The sequence below is a fragment of the Aminobacter sp. P4_D5 genome (assembly GCF_056401815.1).
In genome coordinates this window covers 1-596 of sequence record NZ_JBFUIP010001038.1, presented here as the reverse complement: position 1 = coordinate 596, position 596 = coordinate 1, and the positions used below count along the sequence as shown (strand labels likewise).

The 596-nt window shown below is 68.8% G+C and carries 1 pseudogene; it reads left to right on the top strand.

Going from position 1 to position 596, the window contains the following annotated elements:
- Positions 1-25: 25 nt before the first annotated feature.
- Positions 26-596: pseudogene (locus AC1DWF_RS36530) on the top strand (hypothetical protein); the annotation flags it as partial.

The following is a 596-nucleotide window of genomic DNA, read 5'->3' as shown; positions in this document are numbered from 1 at the left end:
ATCTTCGGCGTATGAGGGCCGGCTGATGGGCGACGCCTCCGCGTCGCTCTCCACCGCCCGCAGGCCCGGGCCCACAGGGTGGCGGCGGCTGGAGCCGGTGACCTTGCTGTGGGTCGCCCTCGTCGCGGCCCTGCTGGTGCTGGTGGCGGCGCCGATCCTCAAGATGGTCTTCATCTCCTTCGAGATGCAGGAGACGGGGGAATTCACCGTCCAGAACTACCTCACGGCCTATGGGCGCGCGCGGTACCTGGAGGCGCTGGGCAACTCGCTGCGGCTCGGCCTGCTGTCGGCGACGATCTCGACCGTCATCGCGGTGCCGATGGCCTGGGCGGCCTCGCGCACGGACATGCCCGGCAAGGCCCTCACCTGGGCCGTGGTGCTCGCGGCCTTCATCATGCCGCCCTATCTCGGCGCCATCGGCTGGATCCTGCTGGCGGGCCCCAATGCCGGCTGGATCAACGTCATCTGGCGCGCGCTGACGGGGGCGCAGGCGCCGCTGCTGAACATCTACACCTTCACCGGCATGGCCTTCGTGATCGCGCTGCACTCCTTCCCGCTGGTGTTCATCTTCGTGAAGTCGGCGCTCGACCTGATCT